The sequence below is a fragment of the Microbispora sp. KK1-11 genome, assembly GCF_006874435.1.
Taxonomy (GTDB): domain Bacteria; phylum Actinomycetota; class Actinomycetes; order Streptosporangiales; family Streptosporangiaceae; genus Microbispora; species Microbispora catharanthi.
Map to the genome: position 1 here is coordinate 165,795 of NZ_VIRJ01000012.1, position 20,730 is coordinate 186,524.

A 20,730-nucleotide genomic window follows, 5' to 3' on the forward strand; every position below is an offset into this window, starting at 1 on the left:
CGACGGGACATCGAGGTGAAACCGGCGAGGGTCTTGACCTGAGCCGAGGATGAGGGCAATCTTCCGGATAAGCCCGGATTTACACGCCAGAAACTTGCGGTAACCCTTTCGAAGCGCTTCGACAACGGCGCTTCTCCAACCGAACTTGCGGATCCTCGCGACGCCCTCATGGGCGTGTTTTTCGGCAGGTCATCGAAGCGCTTCGACGCGAAGGGTGAGTCTCCAGATGAACGAACCGGCGAGACACGACCAGGACCCGGCATTCCGGAACCCCGCGCTGTCTCCCGCCGAACGGGTGGACGACCTGCTCGGCAGGCTCACGCTCGACGAGAAGATCGGCCTGCTGCACCAGTACCAGGCGCCGGTGGAACGGCTCGGCCTGCGGGTCTTCCGCACCGGCACCGAGGCGCTGCACGGCCTGGCCTGGCACGGCCCCGCCACCGTGTTCCCCCAGGCCGTCGGCCTGGCCAGCACCTGGAACCCGGACCTGGTCCGCCAGGTGGGGGAGGCGACAGGCGACGAGGTCATGGCCTTCCACCACAAGGACCCGCAGAGCGTGGGCCGCAACGTCTGGGCGCCGGTGGTCAACCCGCTGCGCGACCCGCGCTGGGGCCGCAACGAGGAGGGCTACTCCGAGGACCCCTGGCTGACCGGGGTGATGGGCACGGCCTACGCCCGCGGCCTGCGCGGCGGCCACGCCGTGCTGAAGACGGCGCCCACGCTGAAGCACTTCCTCGGCTACAACAACGAGACCGACCGGTGCGTGACCTCCAGCGGCCTGCCGCCGCGGGTGCTGCACGAATACGAGCTCAAGGCGTTCCGGCCGGCCGTCGAGTCGGGGGCCGCGGTGGCCGTCATGCCGTCGTACAACCTCGTCAACGGCCGGCCGGCCCACCTGTCGCCGCTGATCGGCAGCCACCTGCGCACGTGGGCGCCCGACGACATCCTCGTGGTCAGCGACGCGTACGCGCCGGGGAACCTCGCCGGGCTGCAGGGCTACCACAAGGACCTGCCCGAGGCGTACGCGCACGCGATCAAGGCCGGACTGGACAGCTTCACCCAGGACGACGCGGACACCGCCGCCACCCTGGGCCACGTCAGGACCGCGCTCGACCGCGGCCTGCTGACCGAGGCCGACATCGACGCCGCCGCCCGGCACGCGCTGTCGATCCGGGTGCGGCTCGGCGAGTTCGACCCCGCCACGCCGTACGACGACATCACCCACGACGTCGTCAACAGCCCCGAGCACCGGCGGCTCGCGCGGGAGGCGGCCCGCCAGTCGATCACCCTGCTGAAGAACGACGGCCTGCTTCCGCTGGCCGCCCCGCGTACGGTCGCGGTGATCGGCCCGCTGGCCGACGCGTTGTTCGAGGACTGGTACAGCGGCACGCTGCCCTACCAGGTCACGGCTCTGGCGGGGCTCGCCGAGCGGTGCGAGACCGTCTACTGCGAGGGTGCCGACCGGGTGGCGCTGCGCACCGAGGGCGGGTACGTCGGCGCGTCCGCCGACCCCGCCGGCGGCCCGCTGTACGTGGGGAGCGAACGCTCCTGCTTCGACGTGTTCGACTGGGGCGGCGGCGCGTTCGCGTTCCGGTCCTGCGCCAACGGGCGGCACGTGTCGGCGGGCGAGGACGGCGTGCTGGCCAACGACCAGCCGGGACCGAACGGCTGGGAGGTGCGCCAGACCTTCCGGATCGAGGAGCGGCCGAGGGGCGTGGTGCTGCGCAACATCTCCTCCGGCCGCTACGTCACCGTGGCCGACGGCGTCGTGCGCACGACCGACGACCCCGACGCCGCGTCCGTGCTGTCCGTGGAGCCGGTCGAGAGCGGCGCGGCCCGCGCCGCGGAGGCCGCGGCCCGCGCGGACGTCGCGATCGTCGTGCTCGGCGACCACCCGCTGGTGAACGGCCGCGAGACCGAGGACCGCGCGACGCTTGCGCTGCCCGAGCGGCAGGAGGCCCTGCTGAAGGCCGTCCACGCGGCCAATCCGGCCACCGTGCTCGTGGTCTCCAGCGGATATCCGTTCGCGGTGACCTGGGCGCAGGAGCACCTGCCCGCGATCGTCTGGTCGGCCCACGGCGGCCAGGAGTACGGCCACGCACTCGCCGGCGTGCTGCTCGGCGACGACGACCCGGGCGGCCGCCTCACCCAGACGTGGTACCGCTCGGCCGCCGAGCTGCCCGACCTGCTCGACTACGACATCATCGCCTCCGACGCCACCTACCTCTACTACCGCGGCCGGCCGCTCTACCCGTTCGGGCACGGCCTGAGCTACACCCGTTTCGCCTACTCCGATCTGGAGCTGTCGTCGGCCGACCTCGCCGAGGACGACACGCTGACCCTCCGGGTGACCGTGACGAACGCGGGCGAGCGCGAGGGGGAGGAGGTCGTGCAGTTCTACACCCACCAGCGGCGCTCCCGGGTGAAGCAGCCGCTGCGTCAGCTGCGCGGTTTCGTCAAGGTGCGGCTCGCGCCGGGCGAGAGCCGTACGGTGTCGGTGGACGTGCCGGTCGCCGACCTGGCCTTCTGGGACGTGACGCGCGGCAGGTTCGTGGTCGAGGAGGCCGCGCACAAGGCGCAGGTGGGCGCCTCGGCGGGGGACATCCGGCTGTGCGCGCCGTTCCGGGTGCGGGGCGAGCGCATCCCGCCGCGCGATCTGACCTCGGGGCCACTGGACGCGGCCGATCACGACGAGTACGACGGTGTGGTGCTGTGCGACGCCGCTCTCGACTCCGGAGACGCGGTCCGCTCCACGGGACCGGGGGCGTGGATCGCCTTCCGCGACTGCGATTTCGGCGGAGGGGACGTCGGAGGGGACCTCGCCGACGGGAGCCTGTCGGCGTGCGTCCTGGCGGTGTCGAGCGACGAGGGAGGGGTGGTCACGCTGCGGCTCGACGATCCCCTGACCGGCGACGTCGCCGGCGCGGTCAGCGTCCCGCCGACGGCGGCCAGGCACGATTTCGCCGAGGTGAGCACTCCTCTGGCGGGAGCCGCCGGAGTGCGCGATCTTTATGTGGTGTACGAGAGCGAGGGGGTCACGGTGAGCGCGTTGGGGTTCTGCCCGTGAGGACCGTGACGATCGCCGACGTCGCCAAGCACGCGGGGGTCGCCGTCTCCACGGTCTCGTACGTGCTGAGCGGCAAGCGGGCGATATCGGCGACCACGCGGCAGCGGGTCCTGGACAGCGTGCGGGTCCTCGGTTATCACCCCAACGCCGGCGCCCGCGCCCTGGCGAGCAAGCGCGCGAAGGTCATCGCGCTGGTGCTGCCGCTGCGGGCCGGCATGAACCTGCCGGTCCTCATGCAGTTCGCGACCTCGGTCGTCACCACGGCCCGCCAGTACGACCACGACGTGCTGCTCATGACGGCCGACGAGGGGGCGGACGGGCTGCACCGGGTGGCGGCCAGCGCGCTGGTCGACGGGCTGTTGCTGATGGACGTGGAGATCCACGACCCGCGGGTGCCGCTGCTGCGCAAGCTCGCCGAGCCGAGCGTGCTGATCGGTTTCCCGGCCGACCCCGAAGGGCTGACCTGCGTCGACCTCGACTTCGCCCGCGCCGGGGCGCTGTGCGCCGACCACCTGGCCGATCTCGGGCATCGCGAGATCGCGCTGCTGGGCGCGCCGCGCGTGGTCTACGAGCGCGGCACGGGGTTCGCCGAGCGGACGATGGCGGGTTACGTCGAGGCGGCCCGGCGGCACGGGCTCGAGGCCGACGCGCGGCCCTGCGAGGAGTCCTTCGACGAGGTCCACGCCGCCGTGAAGCTGCTGCTCGACGAGCGGCCGGGGCTGTCCGGGCTCGTCGTGCACAACGAGGCGGCCGCCGGCCACGTGCTGGGGGCGTTGCGGATCCTCGGCAGGCGGGTGCCCGAGGACGTCTCGGTGGTGGCGATCTGCCCGGACGACATCGCCGAGCGGGCCAGCCCCGCGCTGACCTCCGTGCTCATTCCCGCCGAGGACGTCGGCAGGCAGGCGGTCCGGCTGCTCATGGCCAAGCTGGAGGGCCAGGCCGTCCCCGAGTCGACGCTCCTCGAACCTCGGCTGACGATTCGCGAAAGTTCACGATGATCTCATTTCCCGACGGCTTCCTGTGGGGGGCCGCGACCGCGTCGTACCAGATCGAGGGAGCGGTCCACGCCGACGGCCGCGTCCCGTCGATCTGGGACACCTTCTCCCACACCCCCGGCGTGATCGCCGACGGCCACACCGGCGACGTGGCCTGCGACCACTACCACCGCTATCTCGAGGACGTCGAGATCATGGCGTGGCTGGGGCTGAAGGCCTACCGGTTCTCGGTGGCCTGGCCGCGCCTCGCCGACCTGAGCTTCTACGACCGGCTCGTCGACGCCCTGCTCGCCAGGGGCATCACGCCCGTCGCGACGCTCTACCACTGGGACCTCCCGCAGACGCTGCAGGACACGGGCGGCTGGACCAACCGTGAGACGGCCTTCCGGTTCGCCGACTACGCCGCCGCCGTGCACCGGCGCCTGGGCGACCGCGTCGGCGTCTGGACGACGCTCAACGAGCCCTGGGTGTCGGCGTTCGTCGGGCACGGATCGGGCCGGCACGCGCCCGGGGTGACCGACCCGGCCGCCGCGTTCACCGCCGCCCACCACCTGATGCTCGCGCACGGCCTGGCCGTGCAGGCGCTGCGTGCGGGGGGCGCGGAGTCCGTCTCGCTGACGCTGAACCTGACGACGGTCCTCGGCGACCCCGAGCCGGCCCGCCTGATCGACGGGCTGGCGAACCGGCTCTTCCTCGACCCCGTGCTGCGCGGCGAGTACCCCGCCGACGTCCTCGCCCGCCTGGAGCGTTTCACCAAGGTCAACCTGGACGACCTGCCGACGATCGCGCAGCCGATCGACGTGCTCGGCGTCAACTACTACACGGTCAACCGGGTCGTCGCCGACCCCTCGTCCGAGGGCCACCCGGAGTATCCCGGCAGCGAGGGCATCGCCTGGGAGGACCCGCACGGCGAGGTCACCGAGATGGACTGGGAGATCAACCCGGCCGGTCTTGAGGACCTGCTCGTGCGGCTGGCGCGCGACTACCCCGGCACGCCCTTGATGATCACGGAGAACGGGGCCGCCGTTCCCGACGGGGTGTCCGACCCCGGCCGGATCTCCTATCTCGACGCCCACTTCCGCGCCGCCCGGTCGGCCATGGACCGGGGCGCCGACCTGCGCGGCTACTTCGTGTGGTCGCTGATGGACAACTTCGAGTGGGCCAGGGGCTACCACAAGCGGTTCGGGCTCGTCCGCGTCGACTACGACACGCTGGAACGGACGCCGCGCGACAGCGCCCGCTGGTATCGCGAGGTGATCGCCCGGAACGGCCTGGCGGACTGAGGCGGCCCGCCCCTACGGGACGGTTTCCGCGCAGATCATCGTGATCAGCAGGACGACCAGCGCCCCGAGGTGGGCGGCCGACGACCACAGGCCGATCGGAACGGTCGCCGCGGCCAGCAGCGCCGCGGCGACCCGCACGGCGCTCCGTCCCGGCCCGAGCACCCGGCGGAACCACAGGTCGCCGAGCAGGAACAGCGCGGTTCCCCCTGCGAGCGCGACGGCGGGGCCGAGGCCGAGATGGTCGTGGCCGACGGCCTTCTTGATCCCGGCCGCCGTCGCGACGACCCCGAGCAGGATCGGGATGTGGGCGTAGAAGTAGGCGCCCAGGATGAGCCGCGTCCGCCGGACGACGTCGGCCCGCATCAGCGCGTGCTCGGGCCCGCTCTCGCCGCGTCCGAAGTACACCCACCACAGCGACGCGGTGAGGGCGAGGCCCAGCAGGGCCGCGACGATCAGCGCCGCCCCGGGGTGGCCGTCGGTCGCCCCGATGCCGATCGCCACGATCGACTCGCCCAGCACGATGATCACCAGCAGGCCGTGCCGCTCGACGATGTGCGCCGGGTGCAGGGGGAAGCCCTTCTGCCCGATGAAGATCGGGCTCATCCAGATGAGCACGAGGGCCGCCGTCCACAGCACGTAGTTCCACGGCGGGCCTGCGAAGGCGGCGGCGAAGACGAGCGCGGTCGCGGCCAGGTTGAACGGCACGACCCGCGCGATCGCGGCCGTCGCCTGCAGGTAGAGCCCGCCGTGGACGAGCACGATGACGAGGTAGCCGACGGCGAACGCCACGCCGCTGCCCGAGAACGTGCGCGGGATGGCCAGGGCCATGATCAGGAATCCGGCCATGCCGCAGAGGATCAGCACCCGCCGGGCCGCGCGCTCCGGCGGCACGGTGTTGGTGAGCCAGGCGTAGCCGGAGTACATCCACCAGAGCAGACCGAAGATCAGGATGGCCTGCACGGTGCCCTGGCCGGCGAACCCCTCTCCGTCCTGCCGGGTGAAATCGCCGACCAGCAGCGACGTGAGCTGCGTGATCGTGAAGACGAAGACGAGGTCGAAGAAGAGCTCGATCGTGGAGACGCGCAGCTCGGCGTCCGGAGCGGTCGGTTCGACGCGCTCGGCGAACCAGCGGGGGAGAAGCATGGCGGATATTGTGCCGGTTGCGCTGCTTTCTTGATTACACGTTTTCACGTGCTCCGGAGATCGGCGGCAGCACCCGGTCGCCGAGCCCCGGGAACACCTTCGCGACCTTCGCGGTCAGATAGTCGCCGTACGTGCCGGTGAAGGCCCGCAGGTCCAGGCCGTCCCAGCGGGCGCGGCCCCCCTCGCGGGCGGGCAGGGAGGGCAGCGGCGGCACCTCGCAGTCCCAGCCCGGGTCGAAGAAGAAGGGGAAGGACAGCCTGCTGCGGCCCGTGGCGTTGCGCACGCGGTGCGGGGTCGACCGATACAGGCCGCCCGTCAGCTTGTCGAGCATGTCGCCGATGTTGCAGACCAGCGTGCCGGGGATGGGCGGCGCCTCGATCCAGCCGCGGGCGGTGTGCACCTGGAGACCGGGATTGTCGTCCTGGAGCAGCAGGGTCAGCAGGCCGTAGTCGGTGTGCTCGCCGACCCCCCACTCGTCCGGCTCGGCGTGCGGTGGGGCCGGATAGTGGAAGATCCGGAACAGGATCGTCGGCGTGGCCGTGTAGCCGGCGGCGAAGTAGTCCTCGTCGAGTCCCAGGCTCAGCGCCACGCCCCGCATGACCGCCTGTCCCACGTGGGTGAGGGCGTCCATGTACGTCAGCACGGCCGGGCGCAGTTCGGGCACCTCCTCGGGGAAGAGGTTGCGCCCGTGCAGCGGCCGGGGATCGTCGTGGCCGAGCTCGGCGCCGAAATAGACGCCCTCCTTGAGGTCGGGCCGGCCGGAGGTGAGCTCGCCGCCCACGGGGAAATACCCGCGCCAGGCCCGCCCGCCCCGGTCCATGGAGATGCGCGACTTGTGCTCCTCGGGCAACCGGAAGAAGCGCGCCGCGGCGTCCCTCAGCTCCGCGATCAAAGACTCGGGCACCCCGTGGCCGCTGATGTAGAAGAAACCGCTGTCCAGACAGGCGGCCTCGATCTGGCGCGCGACCTCGGCGCGCACGTGGCCTGCTCCGTGGCCTGCTCCGGGGCCGGTGAGGGCGGCCACGTCGATTACCGGCAGTGGTCCGGCGGCGACGTTCATACCCCATATCCCACCATCCGGGAGGGCCGTCCGGAAGGCTCCTTTACCTGCTTGCCGGTCGTGTTGCGCGTGTCGGCATTTCACCCCAACAGGACCATCTCGGCCAGTTTGTCTCGTTACCGGTTAATAACGCCCTGAAGAGTAGATTTCTTACGCACGGTCAGTAGGACCACGTCGTGAGTGGGCGATCACGTGGGTTTCGGGGATCGTTGGTCGGTCAGGAGTCGCATCGCGCTGTTCACCGGCACGGTGGTCGCCCTGCTGTGCACCGCGTTCTCGGTCGTCCTGGTGTGGTCCCTGCACGTGGTGGCCCGGGAGAACCTTCTGCGGGAGGTGACGTCGGCCGGTGGCCGGGTCGCCTACCTCGTGGACCACGGACAGGCGGGGAGCGTGCTGCCCCCCGACGGGCGAGACCGGCCCGTCCAGGTGGTGGACCCGCAGGGCAGGGTGCGCTCGGCGACACCGGCCATGGCCGGAAAGCCGGCCATGGCGACCTTCCGTCCCCAGGCGCCGCTCCGCAAGGCCACGCGGGAGGTCTGTGGCGGCGTCTTGGACAGGGACCGGTGTCACATCGTGGTCGCGCAGCAGGTCTACAACGAGGGCGGAGAATGGACCGTCTACAGCGCCGCGCCGATCCAGGCGATCGATGCGCCGGCGGCCCTGGTGGCCGGTCTGGCCGTGGGATCGGCGCTCGTCACGGCCGCCGTCGCGTACGGCGCCCGGCGCAGCGTGAAGCGGGCGCTGTTGCCGGTGCGAGCCATCAGGGCCGAGCTCGACGAGATCAACGCCTCGGACCTCGGGCGGCGGGTGCCGGTCCCCGAGGCCAAGGGGGAGATCCACGACCTCGCGCAGAGCGTCAACTACACGCTGGACCGGCTGGAGGAGATACTCGAACAGCAACGGCGCTTCACCTCCGACGCGTCCCACGAGCTGCGCAGCCCCATCACCGCGATCCGCACGCAGGTGGAGGACGCGCTGCTCGCCCCGCAGGAGTCCGACCTGCGGGAGATCGGGCCCGCCGTGCTGAAGAGCCTCGAACGGCTCCAGGCGATCGCCTCCGACCTGCTGACGCTCGCCCGTCTCGACGTGGGTGCGCCCTGCGAGCGCGAGCCGCTGGACCTCGGCCGGCTCGTGGCCGCGGAACTGGACGCCCGCCGTCCGGTCAGGAAGGTCGTCTCGCAACTGGCTCCCGGTGTGGTCGTCCGGGGGGACCGCATCCGGCTGGGCCGCCTGGTCACCAACCTGCTCGACAACGCCGAGAGGCACGCCGCCACCACCGTACGGCTGGAGGTGCGGCGCGAGGACCCGCCCGACGGCGACCCCCGGTTCCGTTCCGGTCTGGCCGTGCTCGAAGTGCTCGACGACGGCGCGGGGATCGCGCGTGACCAGCGGGAGCTCGTCTTCCAGCGATTCACCCGGCTCGACACGGCCCGCAGCAGGAACATCGGGGGCCCGGGCCTGGGCCTGCCCATCGCCCGGCAGATCGCCGAGAGTCACGGCGGCACCCTGACGATCATCGACAGCCCGTTCGGCGCGCGCTTCCTTCTGCGCCTGCCGCTCTCCCGGGAACCCTGACCTCCGCGGTCGGAAAACCGCTCCCGCTAAGGCGCCACACCGCACTACGCTCCTTACCGGCACAAAGCGGAGGGAATACGCGTATGCGACGGTGGCTCCCGTCTTTCATCCTGTTGGCGCTCATCTGGGGAAACAGCTTCTTCTTCATCAAGGTGGCGCTCGGGAGTCTCCATCCGCTCCAGATCTCCTTCGGCCGGATGGCCGTCGGCGCGCTGACCCTGCTCGTCGCCGTGCTCGCGACCGGCCGGCGGCTGCCCCGCGACCCCCGCCTGTGGGGCCACTTCGCGGTCGCCTCGATCGTGCTGACCACGGTGCCGTTCACCCTCTTCGGGTACGGCGAGCAGCACGTCTCCTCGGTCCTCGCGGCGATCTGGAACGCCACGACGCCGCTGTGCACGCTGCTGTTCGCGCTGCTGCTGCGCAGCGAGAAGGTGACGGCCACCAGGGTGACCGGGCTCGGCCTCGGCTTCGCCGGGGTCATGGTGGTGCTGGGCGTGTGGCAGCCGATCTCCGGCGGCGAGGCCGTCGGCAGCCTGGCCTGCTTCGGCGCTGCCGCCTGCTACGGCGTCGGCGGGGCGTACATGGGCAGGTTCATCACCCCGCGCGGGGAGGAGCCCATCGTGCTGGCGGCCGCGCAACTGGTCGCCGGTACGGCCGAACTCGCCGTGATCACGCCGCTCGCCGGGGTGAGCCTGGTCGAGTTCGACGCCCCGCTCACGGTCTGGGGCAGCATCGTCGCGCTCGGCGCGTTCGGCACCGGCATCGCCTACCTGCTGCTGTACGGGATTCAGCGGCAGGTCGGGGTGACGACCGGCTCGGCCGTGACCTACCTGATCCCGGTGTTCGCCGCCGCCTCCGGCGTGGTCTTCCTCGGCGAGCACCTGACCTGGAACCAGCCCACCGGAGCGCTGGTGGTGCTGCTGGGCATCGCCGTGATCCAGGGGATGATCCCCCGGCGCCGCGCCGGGCGCACCGCTCCGACGGCGCCCGCCGTCCCCGCCGAGACCGACGCCGCGGCCTGACCCTGGCCCGCACGGCCTGGCCCGCATAACCTGGCCCGCACGGCACGGTTCCCGGCTCAGCGGGCCGGCGGCGCCTCGGCCCGGCTCTCCGCGGTCGTGTCGTCCTCCCGCCGCGTACGCCGCTGCCGGGGCGTGGCCTTGCGTACCGTCGTCGTGGCCGGAGCCTCCTCGCCGGGCCGCTCCGCGGCCGTCCCCGCGGCGGTGGGGCCCGCGCTCGCGCCACCCGCCGGGGGCGGCTCCGGCGATCCGGGCGAGCCGGTGGAGGGGGCGGACGCGGGCTGCCGCTCGCCGGAAACGGGCCCGGGCGTGGCGGGCCGGGCCGGGGATTCGCCCGCGCCCGGTTCGCCGGGCCGCGGCGGGCGCAGCGCCGCGATGACCGCGTCGGCCTCCGCGTCGGCGGCGAACTCCCCGGCCGCCTCGGCCTCGCGCCGTTTGATGACCACCATGTGGTCGGCCGAGATCCGGCCCGCGCCGGTGACGGCCAGGAGCACGGAGGCGGCCCCGAGTGCCACGATCAGTTCGATGTCGCCTCCGGTGAGCGGCAGGCCGCTGTCCCCGGCCGTGACCACGAACACCGCGAGGGCCTCGGCGAACAGCAGCAGCCCGACGACCGGCACGGCGAGGCCCGCGATCAGCAGCGCGCCGCCCACCAGCTCGGTCAGCATCGTGACCGGCGCCCACACGCGGGGCAGCGGGGCCTGGAGCGCGGTGAACTGGTCGGCGGTGGCGTTGAGGCCGGCTTCGAGCTTCTGCCAGCCGTTGGCGAAGAAGATCCCGCCGACGCCCATGCGGGCGGCCAGCGAGGCTAAGTCGTGCAGGGTTCTCTTCACGGCTTCTCACTCTGGGTGGGGGGTGACTTGCCCGGACACTTCCCCGCCTGGGCCGCCGTCATGCGCCCGGCCGGCTCAGGTCCGTACGCCGCCGGACTCCTCGGCGTCGGCGCTCGCGGGGGTGGGAACGTGGCGGGGGAGCAGCAGGGCAACGGCCAGCGCGGTGAGCGCGAGCAGCGCCACGCTGACGACGATGGTGGAATGCAGGGCGGTGACGAAGGCCGCGCGGGCGGCGTCCAGCAGCGCGGCTCCGGTCGCGCCGGTCTCGTCGGCCACGTGCGCGGCCGCGGCCAGCGACTCACGCGCCTGCGCCATGAGCCCGGCCGGGATCCCCGGGACGGTCGCGAGGGAGGGGGCGTACACGATCGTGGTGATCGTCCCGAGGACGGCGATGCCGAGGCCCGCCCCGAGCTCGTAGGCCGTCTCCTCGATCGCGGCGGCGCCGCCGGCCCGCGACTCCGGCACGGTGGCCATGATCGTGTCCGACGCCGCAAGCAGGGCGACCTCGACGCCGAAACCGATCCCCACGAAGCAGACCGCCAGCATCACCGGATGCTGCTCGGTGCCCCAGGCCAGCACCGGGGTGAGGGACAGCGCGGTCAGGGCGAGGCCGCCGCCGACCGTCGCGCGCAGCCCGACGCGCCCCAGCACGTGCGCGGCGGCCAGGCCGCCCGCGATGGCCGCGACCATGAGCGGCAGCATCCGCACGGCGGCCTCCAGGGGAGACAGCCCCAGCACGAGCTGGAGATACTGCGCCAGCATCAGCTCAAGCCCGACCAGCGCGAAGATGGCCAGCAACACGCAGCCGACGCCGGTCGCGAAGCCGCGCTGGGCGAACAGCCCGACGTCGAGCAGGGGGAACGGCAACCGCCGCTGCCGTCGCACGAACCAGACGAGCAGCGCGACGCCGGCCAGGAGCACGGCCAGCGAGAGCCCGCGGCCCAGGCTGTGCCCCGACCCCGCCTCCTTCAGCCCGAACGCGACGGCCAGGATGCCCAGGGTGGACAGCGCCGCGCTCAGCGCGTCCCACGGATGGTCGGCGCGCCGCGGCGACGCCGGCAGGATCCGTACGGCGAGGGGCAACGCGACCAGCAGCAGCGGCACGTTGATGAGGAAGACCGCGCCCCACCACAGGTGTTCGACGAGGACCCCGCCGATCAGCGGCCCGACGGCCGCTCCCGCGGCGGCGACGGCGCTCCACAAGCCGAGCGCGATCGCCCGCTCGCGCCGGTCGGTGAACACCTGCCGGATGATCGAGAGCGTCGCCGGCATGATCATCGCGCCGCCGACGCCGAGGAAGGCCCGCGAGACGATGAGCGCGAGCGGGGTCGCGGCGAACGCGGCCGACAGCGAGGCCAGGCCGAACACCACGTAGCCGCCCAGCACGAAGGGCCGCCTGCCATACCTGTCGCCCAGCGTGCCGAACGTCACCAGCAGCGGCGCGACGACCAGCGAGTAGCTGTCGATGATCCACAGGAGCTGCACGGACGACGGCTCCAGGGCCGCGGTGAGCGCCGGGACGGCGATGTGCAGCACGGTCGCGTCGACCGCGATCAGGAGCAGGCTGAAACACAGGAGCACGAGCACCGACCACCGGCTCGCGCGGTGCTCCCGCAGGGCACCTGCGGCGCGGACGGTGGCGGACTCGACCGAAACCATGATCATAGACCGCAGTGCTCCTGCCCCAAGATCCCGGCGCGCTGGAACATGCGTGGCAGCTTAGGCCATAGGAAGCGGATCTCTCAGCCCTTCCGGTGATGTCGGGAACAAATCGCCGGATCCGTATCACCGCAGGTGATCAAGTGGAGCGATCCGCCTCTCTAGAGAGCCATAGGTATATATCCCGCGTCTACGCAAGCGGCCGAACGCAACGGATCATGCGGTCGTGGGGAGCGATATCGACGGATGTGATACGTCCCCGGTGCCGCCCCCGCTCGACCGCGCCGACCCCCGCGCCTGGTGCGCCGTCGCGGTGGCCCGGCTGTCGCACGACCAGCCGGAGGCGGCGCTGGAAGCGGCGCGCCAGGCGATCGGCTGCGATCCGCAGGACGAATGGGGGCATCGCCTGGCCGGCGCGGCCCTGGAGCGTCTCGGCCGCGACACCGAGGCGGTCGCGGCGGCGCGGGAGGCCGTACGGCTCGCGCCCGGCTCCTGGGCGGCGCGGCTGCGGCTCGCGAGCGCGCTGCGGCGGATCCCCGGACGGTGGCGGGAGGCGTGGGCGGAGGCCCGGCGCGCCGTCCGGTTCGCCCCCGACGAGCCCGACCCGCACGTGCTCTGCGGCGACCTCGCGCTGCTGCGCGGCGACCACGACGGGGCGGCCCGGGCGTACGGCGCGGCACTGCGCAGGCGCCGGGACCACCCGGCGGCGTGGGTGAACCTCGGCCTCACGCTGCTGCGCTGGCAGCGGCCGCGCGACCACCACGACCCCGCATGGGAGGCCGACCCGCGCGACACCGGCAGGGCGCGGCGCGCCCTGGAGGCCTGGTCGCGGCAGGTGCGCGTGATCCTCGCCGTCGCCACGGCCGGGATCTGCGCGGTCGTCGTGCTGCCCGGCCTTGACCTCCTCCCCGGCACGCACCGGCAGCTCTCCGGCATGCACGGAGAGGCGCGGATCGGCGGCGCGCTGGCGCTCGCGGCCGTCCTCGTGGTCTGCGTCCGGCAGGCCGCGCGCGTGGGCGCCTGGGCCTACGTTCCCGGCATGCTCCGGCGCGACCTGCGGCTCGGCATGTCGGTCGCGCTCGGGCTGCTCACTCCGGCGGCGTACGTGGCGGGGCTGGCCACGCTGCCGGAGCCGAGGCCGGGGTCGCTGCAGGAGGTGGGCGAGGTCTGGGCGGGGGCGACCGGGTTTGTGCTCCTGAACCCCGCCGCGGCGCTCGCCGTCAGGCTCCTGGCCGAGACGTGGAGGGGACGCCCGGTCGCCGCGCTGAGGCGGTTCGCCGCCGCGCTGCCCGTGCCTCCCGGCCAGGGCGCCGCCGATCGGGACAGGACCGCGGCGGCCGACCGGGCGGCGGCGCGCGACATCGCCGTCGCGTATTGGATCGTCGCGGCCCGCGCGTGGCAGGCGGCCGCGGCGCTCATGCTGGTGCCCTTCGCGACCGGCGCGCCCCTCGCCGCCGTCGCGTGCCTGGCGGTCCCCGCGGGGCTGCTGCGGGTGCGGACGACGGGCGCGCCGCGGCCGCACGACCGGTGGCTCGCCGCGGCGCTCGCCGCTCCGGCCGTCGCCGCCCTCTGCGCCGCGGGCGCGGGTGCGGCGCGGGCCCTCGCGGGACCGGACCCCGCCGTCGTGGGCCTGTGGCGCTGTGCCTGGGGCGCGCTGGCGCTCGGGGCGGCGGCGTTCGCGGTGCGCGCCACACGGGCCTGGTGGCGCGGCGGGCCGGGCCCGTGGCGCGCCTCGCTCGTGCCGTCCGAGTCGTGCGGCACGTGGATCCCCGGCGACCTGACCCCCTCGGCCGGTCTCAGCGAGGAGGTGCGGCACGCCGCGGCCTACTCCAGGAACGTGGTCCTCGCCTGCACCGGGGCGGACGGCCCGCGCGCGCTCGCGGTGAGCGCCGTGACCTCGGTGACCCCGGCGGGCGAGTTCCGCCTCATCGCCGGCGACGAGGCGTGGGACGCGGTGCGGCGCGACCCGCGCGTGGTGCTCTTCGTGGGAGATCCGCGATTCTGGGCAGAGGTACGGGGCGTCGCCGTGCCGGACGGCGACGTGCTACGGGTCACGCCGCGGCGGGTTCTGATGCGCGAGTACCCCGGACGCCACCAGGCCCGCACCCGGTAGCCCGCGTACCGCGCAACTCGGACGGGCGGCCCGTTCCGGCGATGTGCGTCGTCCACCGCGCCGCATGGGTCCACCCATTCCGTTCGCACGTGCGGTATAACCGGGGTCGAAGCGGGGAGGCGTCGATGCGGGACTCCGACAGGGCACGGGCGGCGAGCCTCTTAAGCCGGACTGCGGCACGTGATCTGTTCGAACAGGTGCGTTTCCGCTATTTCCAACTTCCGCCATTCGCGCGACGCGCGCTGTTCGTGGTGCTGCTCGTCGCCACCATGGGAGTGGCCGCGGCGCTCAACTGGTCGCTGGCGCCCACGTTCATCTACACGTTCCTGGCGTTGTGCTTCCTCGCGCTGGCGCTCAGCTATCCGCGCGCCGCCGCGACCGTGCTCGTGCTCGCCGGGTGGGGTCTGCTGCTGCCGCTGTTCATGGGCGTGTTCGGCGGGCAGTCGATCGTGCCCGGCCTGCTGATGCTGCTGGGCGCGCTGACCGGCGGCGCGGCCCACCTGATCCGGTGGGTCCCGCCGTGGCTGACGACGCTGATGTCCCTCGCGCCCGCCGGGGTCGTCGCGCTGTCGCTGTCGCCGCTGTCGCCGACCGCCGCCCTGTGGGGCGCGTACGGCGTCGCCGCCGCGGTGCTCCTCTACCGCCTGGTGCTGGCCCGCAAGGTGCGCGCGCAGGCGGAGCGGGAGGCGGCGGGCGCGGAGACCCAGGTGCAGGTGCGCGCCAGGGCGGGAGGCCACCAGCCCGCCGCGGCCGAGACCGGCGCTCCGCCGCCCATCACGGTCGAGCAGGCGCTCGCGGAGCTCGAGTCCATGATCGGCCTCGAACCGGTCAAGGAACAGGTGCGCGCCATCGCCGCGTCCATCGAGGCGGCCCGGCTGCGCAGGGAGGCGGGTTACGCCAACGAGCGGCCGATGCGCCACTTCGTGTTCGTCGGCCCTCCCGGAACAGGCAAGACCAGTGTCGCCAGGTCGCTTGCCAAGATCTTCTACGCGTTCGGGCTGCTGGAGACGCCGTTCGTGGTCGAGGCGCAGCGGGCCGACCTCGTGGGGGAGTACCTGGGGGCCACGGCCATCAAGACCAACGAGCTGATCGACCGCGCGCTCGGCGGCGTCCTGTTCGTGGACGAGGCGTACAGCCTCATCAACTCGGGCGACGGCCAGCCCGACCGGTTCGGCGCGGAGGCCGTGCAGACGCTGCTCAAGCGGGCCGAGGACGACCGTGACCGGCTCATCGTCATCCTGGCCGGCTACGAGCGGGAGACGAACGACTTCCTCGCGTCCAATCCGGGACTGTCGAGCCGCTTCGCCACCCGGGTGCGCTTCCCCAGCTACAGCCCCCAGGAACTGCTGGAGATCACCGAGGCGCTGCAGCAGCGCCGGGGAGACCGGCTCGCCTCCGAGGCCCGTCCCGTGCTGCGCCGGCTGTTCGAGGACGTGGAGCGCCGCGGGCTCGTCGACGACCTCGGCAACGCCCGCTTCGCCCGCAGCCTCGCCGAGGCCGCGGCGCAGGCCCGCGACGTCCGCGTGGTGAGCGCGGGCGGGGCGCCGCGCGGCGAGGACCTGGTCACCATCACCGCCGACGACGTGACCAAGGCGTTCAACGAGATCACCGCGCGATACCGCGGCTACCAGGTCACCCCGACCCTGGACGAGGCGCTCGCGGACCTCGACAGGATGGCCGGCCTCGACCCGGTCAAGCGGCAGGTCCACGCGATCACCGCCCAGCTCAAGGTGGCCAGGATGCGCCAGGAGCAGGGCCTGCCGGTCCAGTCGCAGATGCGGCACTTCGTGTTCGTCGGCCCTCCGGGCACCGGCAAGACGACCGTCGCGCGGATCCTCGGCCGGATCTTCTCCGCGCTGGGCCTGCTGGCCAGGCCCGACGTGGTCGAGGCGTCGCGGGCCGACCTGGTCGGCCAGCACCTCGGCGCCACCGCGATCAAGACGAACGAGCTGGTCGACCGGGCGCTCGGCGGGGTGCTGTTCATCGACGAGGCCTACAGCCTGGTCAACACCGGCTACTCGGGGGGCGACGCCTTCGGGGCCGAGGCGGTGCAGACCCTGCTGAAGCGCGCCGAGGACGACCGCGACCGCCTGGTCATCATCCTGGCCGGCTACGAGCGCGAGATGGACGCGTTCCTGGCGACCAACCCCGGCCTGGCCTCCCGGTTCAACCAGCGCGTGTCGTTCCCCTCCTACAGGCCGTCGGAGCTGACCGAGATCGCGCAGCTGCTGGCCGCCGGGAGCGGCGACAGGTTCGACGCCTCCGCCGCCCGCGACCTCGCCGACGTCTTCGACTGGGTCTGCCGCGAGAGGCTGATCGACGGGCTGGGCAACGGCCGCTTCGCGCGGTCGCTGTACGAGCGGGCCGCGCTGCGGCGCGACGTCCGGCTCGCCGAGCAGGGATCGGCGAACGCCGCCGAACTGACGACGATCATCAGCGAGGACGTCCGCAGCGCGGTAGACGAGTTGTCCTGATGTCGTAGGAAACCCCCCGGACGCGTGTCCCGATGGCCGCAGGCCGTCACTTCCTGCTACTAATCGACTGCGTATGGTAGCTGGAGGATCGGAGAAGCACGTGAGAGCACGATGGCCGGTTGCCCTGGCCACACTGGCCGCTCTGTGGGCCGCCGGTGCCTGCGGCGTGCAGCGGGGGCCGGGTGAACCGGACAGCGGGCTCGCCCCCTCCCCGGTCAAGGCGTACGACATCAACCCGCTGGCCCGCGACAAGGTCAAGGACGGCGGCACGCTCCGGTGGGGGCTCACCGACTTCCCGGCGCAGTGGAACCGCAACCACGTCGACGGCGACAGCACCGCCGTCAAGGCGGTGACGGACGCGCTGATGCCCCGCACGTTCCGGTCCGACGAGCGGGGGCGGCTGACCCTCGACACCGACTACGTGACCAACGCCAGGATCACCGCGACCTCCCCCCGGCAGGTCATCACCTACTCCATCAACCCCAAGGCGAAGTGGTCGGACGGCAGGCCGATCACCTGGACGGACTTCGCCGCGCAGTGGAAGGCCATGAGCGGCCGCGACCGGGACTACCGGGTCGACTCGACCATCGCGTACGAGAACATCCAGAGCGTGGCCAGAGGGGCGAGCGACCGCGAGGTGGTGGTCACCCTCGCCCAGCCCTTCAACGAGTGGCAGTCCCTGTTCACGCCGCTGTATCCCAGCGCCACCGACGCGACCGCGGCGGCGTTCAACGCCGACTGGATCAACCGCATCCCGGTGACGGCGGGGCCGTTCCGCGTGGAGCGCCTCGACGTCAAGGGCAGGACGGTCACGCTCACTCGCGACCCCGCCTGGTGGGGCAACCGGGCCAAGCTGGACACCATCGTGTTCCGGACCGTGCGTCCCGACCAGATGGTCCACGCGTTCACCAGGGGAGACGTGGACGTCTTCGAGGTCGGTCCGTCCCCCGACGACTACGCGAGGGTCAGGGAGGCCTGGGACGCCGTGATCCGGCAGGCCGCGGGCACCCAGTATCGGCAGCTCACTCTCAACGGGGAGAGCCCGGTCCTGGCCGACGCGCGGGTGCGCGAGGCCGTCGCGGCGGCGCTCGACCGCCGCGGTCTCATGCAGGTGGACCTCAAGGGCCTCGGCTGGCCGACCGTGACGCTGGACAACCACTTCCTCATGAACAGCCAGTACGGCTACCACGCCAACGCCGGGGGGATCGGCGCGTACGACCCGAAGCGGGCCGGGCGGCTGCTCGACCAGGCGGGCTGGAAGCTGTCGGGCAAGACCCGCGTGAAGAACGGCAAACCGCTCACGCTGCGCTTCGTCGTCCCCGACGGCATCGTCATGAGCGGCGTCGAGGCCGACGTCGCCCGGCAGATGCTCGAACGCGTGGGCATCCGGGTCGACGTGCGCAAGGTGTCCTTCGACGACTTCTTCGGCAAGCACCTCATCCCCGGCGACTTCGACATCACCGCCTTCGCCTACCCGAGCACGCCGTTCCCGGTGTCGAGCGCCTTCGACATCTACGCGGACGGCGAGAGCGGCGGCCGGGGCGACGAGATCGAGTGGTACTCCAACCTCGGGCGCAGCGGGAGCAAGCAGATCGACGAGGCCATGTACCGCGCCGGCAGCACGCTCGACCTCGACAAGGTGCCCGGCCTGCTGAACGAGGCCGACCGGCTGGTGTGGAAGAAGGTCAACGTGCTGCCGCTCTACCAGTGCCCGCAGGGCGTGGCCGTGCGGTCCGCGCTGACCAACATCGGGGCCAACGGGTTCTTCGACCTCAGGTATGAGGACATCGGCTACGCCTCCTGAACGGCCGCAGGCGAGCCGCCGCCGGTGCGCCGGTCCGGGCCGGCGCCGCGGGCCCGCCCGCGGCCCTGACGGTCACGTGAGCGACTCCACCGTCACCCCCGCCGGAGGTCCCGGCGTCAGGTGGGAGGTTCGTCCGGGATGTCGGCGATGTCGTCCAGCGCGGCGGCCAGCTCGTCCGGATGGTCGCCGATCCGCTCGGCGATCTCGATGAGGACGTGCAGCACGTCATGCCGGTCGTGCCCCAGGTCGATCAGGCGCTGGGCGGCCTCCCACAGCTGCGGCGGGTCGCCGACCCACAGCCGGCCCGCGATCTCCTCGTGCCAGGCGAGGTGCTCCTCCAGGTCCGTACGGCCGAGCTCGTCGGCGTGGTCGATCTCCAGCAGGATGCGCCGGTCGGCCTCGTCCGCAGGGTTCAGCAGGTCGAGGTTGGTCGAGCCGCGCATGCCCTGCAGCAGGGGGAACGCGAACGCGCGGCGGGCCAGCGCGGACAGGTCGCCGTCGGGCAGCAGCCGTTCCACGAGCGAGCGGTCAAGACCGAAGGTGGTCGGGTCCCGGTAGGCCTCGGTGAAGCGGGCCGTCGCCTCCCAGACCGCGTCGAGCGTCGCCCGCACGCCCTCGTCGGGCAGCCCGATCCGGGGGCCGGCGAAGCGCACCCACGCCGACAGCACGTGAGGCATCGCGTCCTGCTCCGCCGGGGTGAGCAGGACCTTGCGCGGCAGCCAGTCGAGCAGGAACGTCTCACACTTGGTCGGGCTCACCCGCATCGCACGGCCGAAGTCCTGGTCGCAGCCGTAGTCGATGATGTGGTCGGCGCACCGGGAGGCGGCCGAGGGGTCCGACAGGTTCTCCGCCGCGTCCGAGGCGAGGAACTCGGCCGCCAGCATCGCCCGGCGGTCGCGGCTATAGGGGGCCTCGGCGTGCGCGGGGGCGGGCCGCATCCGCCCGGGCGGCAGCGCCTTGACGCGTGCCCGCGCGAACGCGTGGTAGGCGCTGTAGCTGTCGCTCACCAGCTTCGGGCCCGTGCGGCCGTGCGCGGCGGCCCGGGCCGCCTTCATCGCGAATTCGAGCAGCGCCCGCGCCTGCTGCGGCTCCAGCTCCTCGAACCGCAGCAGCGCGTTGCCCGCGGCCTCCAGCCTGGCCTGCTCCAGCAGCTTGTCGACCTGTGACGACACCCAGGCGTCACGGGCCATGCCGCCCATGTTGTAGTCGACGACCACGACCAGCGCGTGCCTGTCCTCGCCGTTGTAGGCGAACGTGCACACCACGGTGTCCTGGTCGCCGTACACGTCCCGCGAGACGTAGCAGCCGGTCGGCTTGACGGCGCCGACGCGGTCGGCCCAGCGGGGCCGGGCGACGTCCGACTCCATCAGCGCGAGCGCCGCGCCCTCCGCCTTCGCCGCCTGGCGGGCGGTGCCGAGGTAGGCGACGGAGATGAGCAGGGTGAGCGCGGCCGGCGTGCCGGCCTTGGCCGCGTAGTCCACCAGGCCCTCGCCGAGGATCTGCTCGACGTCGCCGCCGCGCAGCCGCCTGCCCCACCACGCGCCCAGCATGTCGGAGACCATGAGCTCGGCGTCGAGCGGGCTGCGCACGGCGAGCAGCTCCCTGGCCGCCAGCAGCATCTCCGCGAACACGTCGTCCGGCGGCCGGGTCTCCCGGGGGTCACGTCGGCGCCGGCGACTCACGAGATCTCGCTCCGCTCGCTCAC

General features: G+C 72.7%; 13 protein-coding genes. 8 read left to right on the plus strand and 5 right to left on the minus strand.

Translation table 11 applies throughout. The features are described 5' to 3' along the window. Positions 1 to 226 precede the first annotated feature (226 nt). The 3 genes from FLW16_RS19300 to FLW16_RS19310 are packed head-to-tail and all read left to right on the plus strand — an operon-like array spanning position 227 to position 5,345. Positions 227 to 3,067, plus strand: a complete 2,841-nt coding sequence (locus FLW16_RS19300) for a glycoside hydrolase family 3 protein (protein WP_142561484.1) — start codon at positions 227 to 229, stop codon at positions 3,065 to 3,067. After that, entirely contained in the window at positions 3,058 to 4,065 is a 1,008-nt protein-coding gene (locus FLW16_RS19305; RefSeq protein ID WP_142561543.1) for a LacI family DNA-binding transcriptional regulator, read from the plus strand. The genes FLW16_RS19300 and FLW16_RS19305 overlap by 10 nt, the downstream gene beginning before the upstream one ends. After that, positions 4,062 to 5,345: a GH1 family beta-glucosidase gene (locus FLW16_RS19310; RefSeq protein WP_142561485.1), complete on the plus strand. Its 1,284-nt coding sequence runs from the start codon at positions 4,062 to 4,064 to the stop codon at positions 5,343 to 5,345. Before FLW16_RS19305 ends, FLW16_RS19310 begins: the two co-directional genes overlap by 4 nt. A 12-nt stretch (positions 5,346 to 5,357) precedes the next feature. Here FLW16_RS19310 and FLW16_RS19315 read toward each other — a convergent pair whose 3' ends face one another. Both FLW16_RS19315 and FLW16_RS19320 read right to left on the minus strand, forming a co-directional pair. Then, the gene (locus FLW16_RS19315) at positions 5,358 to 6,488 is read right to left on the minus strand and encodes a low temperature requirement protein A (RefSeq protein ID WP_142561486.1); all 1,131 of its coding nucleotides are present in this window, start codon (positions 6,486 to 6,488) and stop codon (positions 5,358 to 5,360) included. Between the two features lie 34 nt (positions 6,489 to 6,522). Beyond that, entirely contained in the window at positions 6,523 to 7,548 is a 1,026-nt protein-coding gene (locus FLW16_RS19320) for an isopenicillin N synthase family oxygenase (protein ID WP_142561487.1), read from the minus strand. A gap of 180 nt (positions 7,549 to 7,728) precedes the next feature. On the opposite strand from FLW16_RS19320, the gene FLW16_RS19325 reads away from it, so the two are divergent. Both FLW16_RS19325 and FLW16_RS19330 read left to right on the plus strand, forming a co-directional pair. After that, a complete protein-coding gene (locus tag FLW16_RS19325; RefSeq protein WP_260615389.1) occupies positions 7,729 to 9,123 on the plus strand; it encodes a cell wall metabolism sensor histidine kinase WalK in 1,395 nt (464 codons plus the stop codon). An 83-nt stretch (positions 9,124 to 9,206) separates the two neighbouring features. After that, positions 9,207 to 10,145, plus strand: a complete 939-nt coding sequence (locus FLW16_RS19330) for a DMT family transporter (RefSeq protein ID WP_142561488.1) — start codon at positions 9,207 to 9,209, stop codon at positions 10,143 to 10,145. Positions 10,146 to 10,201: 56 nt separating this feature from the next. Here FLW16_RS19330 and FLW16_RS19335 read toward each other — a convergent pair whose 3' ends face one another. After that, a complete protein-coding gene (locus FLW16_RS19335; protein ID WP_142561489.1) occupies positions 10,202 to 10,975 on the minus strand; it encodes a DoxX family protein in 774 nt (257 codons plus the stop codon). A gap of 75 nt (positions 10,976 to 11,050) precedes the next feature. Beyond that, positions 11,051 to 12,640, minus strand: coding sequence for an MFS transporter (locus tag FLW16_RS19340; protein WP_142561490.1), 1,590 nt, complete (start codon positions 12,638 to 12,640; stop codon positions 11,051 to 11,053). A gap of 220 nt (positions 12,641 to 12,860) precedes the next feature. On the opposite strand from FLW16_RS19340, the gene FLW16_RS19345 reads away from it, so the two are divergent. The 3 genes from FLW16_RS19345 (at position 12,861) to FLW16_RS19355 (ending at position 19,025) form a co-directional block, all read left to right on the plus strand. Then, positions 12,861 to 14,747, plus strand: coding sequence for a hypothetical protein (locus FLW16_RS19345; RefSeq protein ID WP_260615390.1), 1,887 nt, complete (start codon positions 12,861 to 12,863; stop codon positions 14,745 to 14,747). Between the two features lie 125 nt (positions 14,748 to 14,872). Next, entirely contained in the window at positions 14,873 to 17,221 is a 2,349-nt protein-coding gene (locus FLW16_RS19350; RefSeq protein WP_142561491.1) for an AAA family ATPase, read from the plus strand. A 100-nt stretch (positions 17,222 to 17,321) separates the two neighbouring features. Further along, complete coding sequence (locus FLW16_RS19355) at positions 17,322 to 19,025, plus strand: ABC transporter family substrate-binding protein (RefSeq protein WP_142561492.1); 1,704 nt, start codon at positions 17,322 to 17,324, stop codon at positions 19,023 to 19,025. A gap of 116 nt (positions 19,026 to 19,141) precedes the next feature. Here the strand turns inward: FLW16_RS19355 and FLW16_RS19360 are convergent, their stop codons facing one another. After that, a complete protein-coding gene (locus FLW16_RS19360; RefSeq protein ID WP_142561546.1) occupies positions 19,142 to 20,644 on the minus strand; it encodes a hypothetical protein in 1,503 nt (500 codons plus the stop codon). Positions 20,645 to 20,730 lie beyond the last annotated feature (86 nt).